Origin of the sequence: Nguyenibacter vanlangensis (assembly GCF_013376155.1) — a bacterium.
GTDB classification, from domain to species: Bacteria; Pseudomonadota; Alphaproteobacteria; order Acetobacterales; family Acetobacteraceae; genus Gluconacetobacter; species Gluconacetobacter vanlangensis.
This window is the reverse complement of the sequence record NZ_JABXXP010000192.1, coordinates 1-4,925: the sequence shown is the minus strand read 5'-3', so window position 1 is coordinate 4,925 and position 4,925 is coordinate 1. Positions and strand designations below refer to the sequence as shown.

4 protein-coding genes are annotated in these 4,925 nt (G+C 68.5%); 2 read left to right on the top strand and 2 right to left on the bottom strand.

The annotated features are described in order from the left end of the window. Window positions 1-85: 85 nt before the first annotated feature. A complete protein-coding gene (locus tag HUK84_RS10370; protein WP_176640226.1) occupies window positions 86-1,432 on the bottom strand; it encodes a hypothetical protein in 1,347 nt (448 codons plus the stop codon). A 222-nt stretch (window positions 1,433-1,654) separates the two neighbouring features. On the opposite strand from HUK84_RS10370, the gene rplM reads away from it, so the two are divergent. Together rplM and rpsI are read left to right on the top strand one after the other, a co-directional pair. Continuing rightward, window positions 1,655-2,137, top strand: coding sequence for a 50S ribosomal protein L13 (rplM, locus tag HUK84_RS10365; protein ID WP_176640225.1), 483 nt, complete (start codon window positions 1,655-1,657; stop codon window positions 2,135-2,137). Window positions 2,138-2,142: 5 nt separating this feature from the next. Next, window positions 2,143-2,643 (top strand): 30S ribosomal protein S9, encoded by a 501-nt coding sequence (rpsI, locus tag HUK84_RS10360; protein ID WP_176640224.1) that lies wholly within the window; start codon window positions 2,143-2,145, stop codon window positions 2,641-2,643. A 133-nt stretch (window positions 2,644-2,776) separates the two neighbouring features. On the opposite strand, the gene HUK84_RS10355 is transcribed toward rpsI, so the two are convergent. Then, window positions 2,777-4,807, bottom strand: coding sequence for a putative bifunctional diguanylate cyclase/phosphodiesterase (locus HUK84_RS10355; RefSeq protein WP_176640223.1), 2,031 nt, complete (start codon window positions 4,805-4,807; stop codon window positions 2,777-2,779). Window positions 4,808-4,925 lie beyond the last annotated feature (118 nt).

Here is a 4,925-nt window from a genome sequence, read left to right as displayed (position 1 = left end):
AGCAGGGCGCGGCACAGCGCGGCGCCCGAGCGCCCCGACGCGCCCACCACATGCACCGGCCCCGCCGGCGCCGCCGCCACCGGAGTCACGGCGTGCTGGCCGACAAGCCCAGCATCCCGGCGGTCGCCGGGTCGCCCGCCATCGACAGCGCCACGCCCAACATCAGCAGGTTCAGCGGCCGGGGCGGCCGCAGCGCGATCCGCAGCCTGCGATCGGGGGCGGCCAGGAACCGGCCCAGCGCCTGCATCGAGGGGTCCGGCGACGCGTCCAGATTGCCGATGACCTGCCGGCGATAGGCATCGGGTTCCATGCCGCGGCTGCGGGCCAGCCCGTCCAGCACGTGGGCGGCCAGGGACCGGTCCTGCCAGTCGATCGTCGCCGAGACGATGCGCGCGGTGTCCATCAGGCTCATCGGGTCGTCGACCGGGATCTGGTCCAGGTCGGCCAGGATCGTCACGCGCCCCATCCCGGGGGCGTCGATCACCAGCGGGTGCAGGCTCATCTGCCCGCTCTGGCGCTCGACGGTGGTCAGGGCGTGGATCATTCCGGCAAAATGGTCATAGCCGATCATGTGCAGCACGGACTGGTCCCGCGGCGGCATCGGCCAGGCGGACAGGTCCGTCACCGTCGTCTCGACCTCGTCCTGGTTCGCCGTCGCCTCGTGGTCGATGAGCAGATGCCCGATCCGCAGCAGCGGCGCCGCCGCGTCGACGGCCAGGCCCGACACGTCGAAATGGCGGTGGCCCACGGCATGGACCATATGGCCGCTCTGCACCAGGCTGGCGATCTGCCCGGCGAAATCCGGCCCGTCCACCCGCAGACGGCCGATCGCGACATGGCGGCGCGGCGCCAGGTTGATCTGCAGCGACAGCGCGTTCAGGTCGAGATGCGACATGCGGCCCAGCCCGTACTGGGCGATCGCGGCCCGGTCGATCGTCAGGTCGAGCTGGCTGGCCGGCGCCGCCACGTGCAGGCCGCGCATCCCACCCTTGTCCAGCAGCACCGAATCCAGGCGCGGCGGCGCTTCCGACCCGTCGGGCCGGGCGGGGCCGCCATTGGGCAGCACCAGCCCGTCCAGTTCCAGCAGCGCGATCGTCGCGGTCACCCCCGGCTGCATGACCTGGACGTCATGCAGCAGGATATGGCCGAAGCGCTGGCCGCCCAGCGCCGTCCCCGTCACCCGCCCCACCACGGCGTCGGACGCCGTCACCGTCACGGTCGGATCGCGATAGCTGACCGAGGTGAAGCGCGCGCCCAGGGCCAGCATCCGCGGAGTCGCGGTGGCGTAGGTGAAGCTGGCGTTCGGGCCGATGGCGGTGCGCAGGTCGGCGATGGCCGATTCCATCCGCCTCTGGGCGAAATGCCGCAGGCCCAGCCCCCCCACGATCAGGATGATGATCAGCAGCAGCAGGGCAGAGAGAAGTTTTTTCACCGGTACGTCATCCGCTCATGGATCCGCTAATGGCCTGTCAGGTGTCTTCTAGCAATTTCATCCGCCCGGGCAACGCCCCGGGCACAATGCGGTATTGGGATACCGTCCGCGAAAACCCCGAAAAATCGGCGCAAAAATCCGTTTTAATCTTGACTGGGCGCCCGACGCCTAGGATAACGCGCCACCCGTTACCGCTCCTATTATCAGACGGAACACATACAGATGAAGACCACCCCCTCGCTGAAGCCCGCGGAGGTGACACGGGACTGGATTCTGATCGATGCCGAAGGGCTCGTTCTCGGCCGTCTCGCCGCCATCATCGCGCAGCGCCTGCGCGGCAAGCACAAGCCGCAATTCACCCCGCACGTCGATTGCGGCGATAACATCGTCGTCATCAACGCCGAGAAGGTGCGCCTGACCGGCAACAAGGTCGGGCAGAAGCTGTTCCACTACCACACCGGCTATCCGGGCGGTATCAAGGAGCGCACGATCACCCAGCGCCTGGAGGGCAAGAACCCCGGCCATGTGGTGACCAAGGCGGTCGAGCGGATGATCACCCGCGGCCCCCTGCAGCGCCAGCAGATGAAGCATCTGTACGTCTATGCGGGCACCGAGCACCCGCATGCCGGCCAGCAGCCCAGGACGCTGGACGTCGCGGCGCTGAACCGCAAGAACACCGTCAACTCCCAGAAGATCGGGGCCTGAGCATCATGTCCGAAACCCAAGAGCGTACAGGCACGCTGGCCGACCTGAAGGGCGTCGTCGCCTCCGGCCAGGTCGCCGCCACGCAGGAAGCCCCGGTCTATGAGCCCAAGCGCGACGCGCAGGGCCGTTCCTACGCCACCGGCCGCCGCAAGGACGCCGTGGCCCGCGTCTGGATCAAGCCGGGCAAGGGCGACATCACCGTGAACGGCCGCCCGGTCGGGACCTATTTCGCGCGTCCCGTCCTGCGCATGCTGATCACCCAGCCCTTCCTGGTGGCCGACCGCTACAACCAGTTCGACGTGTATTGCACGGTCACCGGCGGCGGGCTGTCGGGCCAGGCCGGCGCGGTCCGTCACGGCATCAGCCGCGCGCTGACCCATTACGAGCCCACGCTGCGCGGCATCCTGAAGGCCGCCGGCTTCCTGACCCGCGACCCCCGCGTGGTCGAGCGCAAGAAGTACGGCCGCGCCAAGGCCCGCCGTTCCTTCCAGTTCAGCAAGCGCTGATCGGGGACCGGCGGGGTCCACCCCGCCGGATCCGCAGCGTGCGGGCCGGTCCGTTGTTCAGCCGCATTGCGGCGGGCAACGGGCCAGCCCGTTTTTTTTGGGGGGCAAGGGTGCCGCGACGGCGCAGCGGGTTTCAGGCCGGCAGCGGCGCGTGGCGGATGATCGCCCCGCTTTCGACGATCTGGAGCGGCGTTGCCGGCCGTCCCAGGAAATAGCCCTGGACCGCGTCGCATCCTTCCGCGCTGAGGATCGTCAATTGCCCGGAGGTTTCGATCCCTTCCGCCAGGATCGGAATATTCAGGCTCTTGCCCAGGGACAGCACCGCCCGGACGATCGCCGTCGCCTGCGGGTTGGTTTCCAGGTCCTGGACGAAGGACCGGTCCAGCTTGATCCGGTCGAACGGAAAGGACCGGAGCGTATCCAGCGACGAATAGCCGGTGCCGAAATCATCCAGCGCGATGGTCACGCCCATCGCCTTGATCCGCCGCACGGTCAGCAGCGCGCGCGCCTTGTCCACCACGATGGTCTCTTCGGTCAGCTCCAGCTCCAGCCGCGGCGGGTCCAGGCCGGTCTCGGCCAGGATCGCCGCGATCTTCTCGGGCAGATCCGGATGGACGAACTGCGACGGCGAAAGATTGACCGAAATCTTGTAGGGCGGGTTCCAGGTCGCGGCCTCGGCGCAGGCGGCGCGCAGCGACCAGTCGCCGATCGCGACGATCAGGCCGTTCTCCTCGGCCAGGGCGATGAATTCCGCCGGGGCGATCTCGCCCAGTTCCGGGTGGTACCAGCGGAGCAGCGCCTCGTAGCCGCAGATCTCGCCGGTCGGAACGGCGGTCTGCACCTGATAGTGCAGGGTGAATTCCTCCTGCTTCAGCGCCGTCCGCAGATCCGACGCCAGGCGCTTGCGCAGGCGCGCCGCCTCGTCCATCTCGCGGTCGTAGAAGCAGACGCGCCGCATCGGGTCCCTCTTGGCCCGATACATCGCCAGGTCGGCGTTATGGATCAGCGCTTGCGCGCTGGCCGCATTTTCCGGATAGAACGCGACGCCGACGCTGCCCCCGGTGGCCACGTCGCGGTCGTCGACGCGGATCGGCTGTTTCAGCGCCGCATCGATCCGCGCCAGGAAATCCTCCAGCGTCGCCTGATCGGGGACATGCAGGATCGCGGCGAATTCGTCTCCACCGACCCGGGCGACGAACTCCCCCGGCCGCAGGCAGGCCCGCATGCGCTCGGCGATCAGCCGCAGCGCGTCGTCGCCGGCCGGATGCCCCCAGACGTCGTTGATCTCCTTGAAACGGTCCAGGTCGATGGTCGCCAGCGCCAGCCGGCCGCCGGTCAATTCGGCCTTTTGCAATGCGCGTTCCAGGGCCTGGGTGAAGCTGGCGCGGTTCGGCAGGTTGGTCAGGCTGTCGTTCAGCGCCATCTTCAGGATCTTGTCGTACGATTCGGCGCGGGTGGAATCGTCGATCAGGTTGCAGGCCAGCGCCGTGCCGAACACGCCGATCGCCCCCATCGTCACGGCCACCGCCAGCGCCTGGAATGTGCCCGGCTTCATGGCGCCGCCAGGTGCGGCCGCCGGCACGATATGCAGCGCATCGATGCTGAGGACATGCAGGCCGATCAGCGCGCCCCCGACCAGGAGGCTGGCGATCAGGCGGCTGGTCCGCCCGGACCGCACGGCAAAATGCAGCGCCCCCGCGCTGCAGGTCGCGGCCAGCAGCACCGACAGCATCACGCGCGGCAGATTCCAGATCTCTGTCCCCTGGACCTGATAGGCGCGCAGCCCGGTATAATGCATCCCCGCGATCGCCAGCCCCATCCCGATCCCGCCGATCAGGGGCATCGCCGGGCCGGACGCCATGCTGGCGATGACGAACCCCAGCCCCGCCCCCAGCATCGCCAGCAACAGCGACAGCATGGTCAGGTCGGTGTCGAACGTGACCGGAACGCCGGGATTGAAGGCCAGGATGGCGACGAAATGCGTGCACCAGACCGTGGTGCCCGCGGCGATCGCGGTCAGGACCTGCCATGCCGCCTGGCGCGTGCCGTTCGTCCGGGTGGCCCGGTCGAACAGGCTGATCGACGCCCAGGACCCGTTCGCGCAGACCAGCGACGCCATCAGGACCAGCCACAGATCGTGAACGGATAGCAGTTTGTTAATCATCGGCTACCGTCGTACCACGATCCGGCCATTCGTCCAGTAGGCCCGGCGGGGCCGTCACGCGGCGGCGCGCGCCACGTCATGCGCCGCTCGGGCGTTTCGACCCCAGGACAGCCGGTTC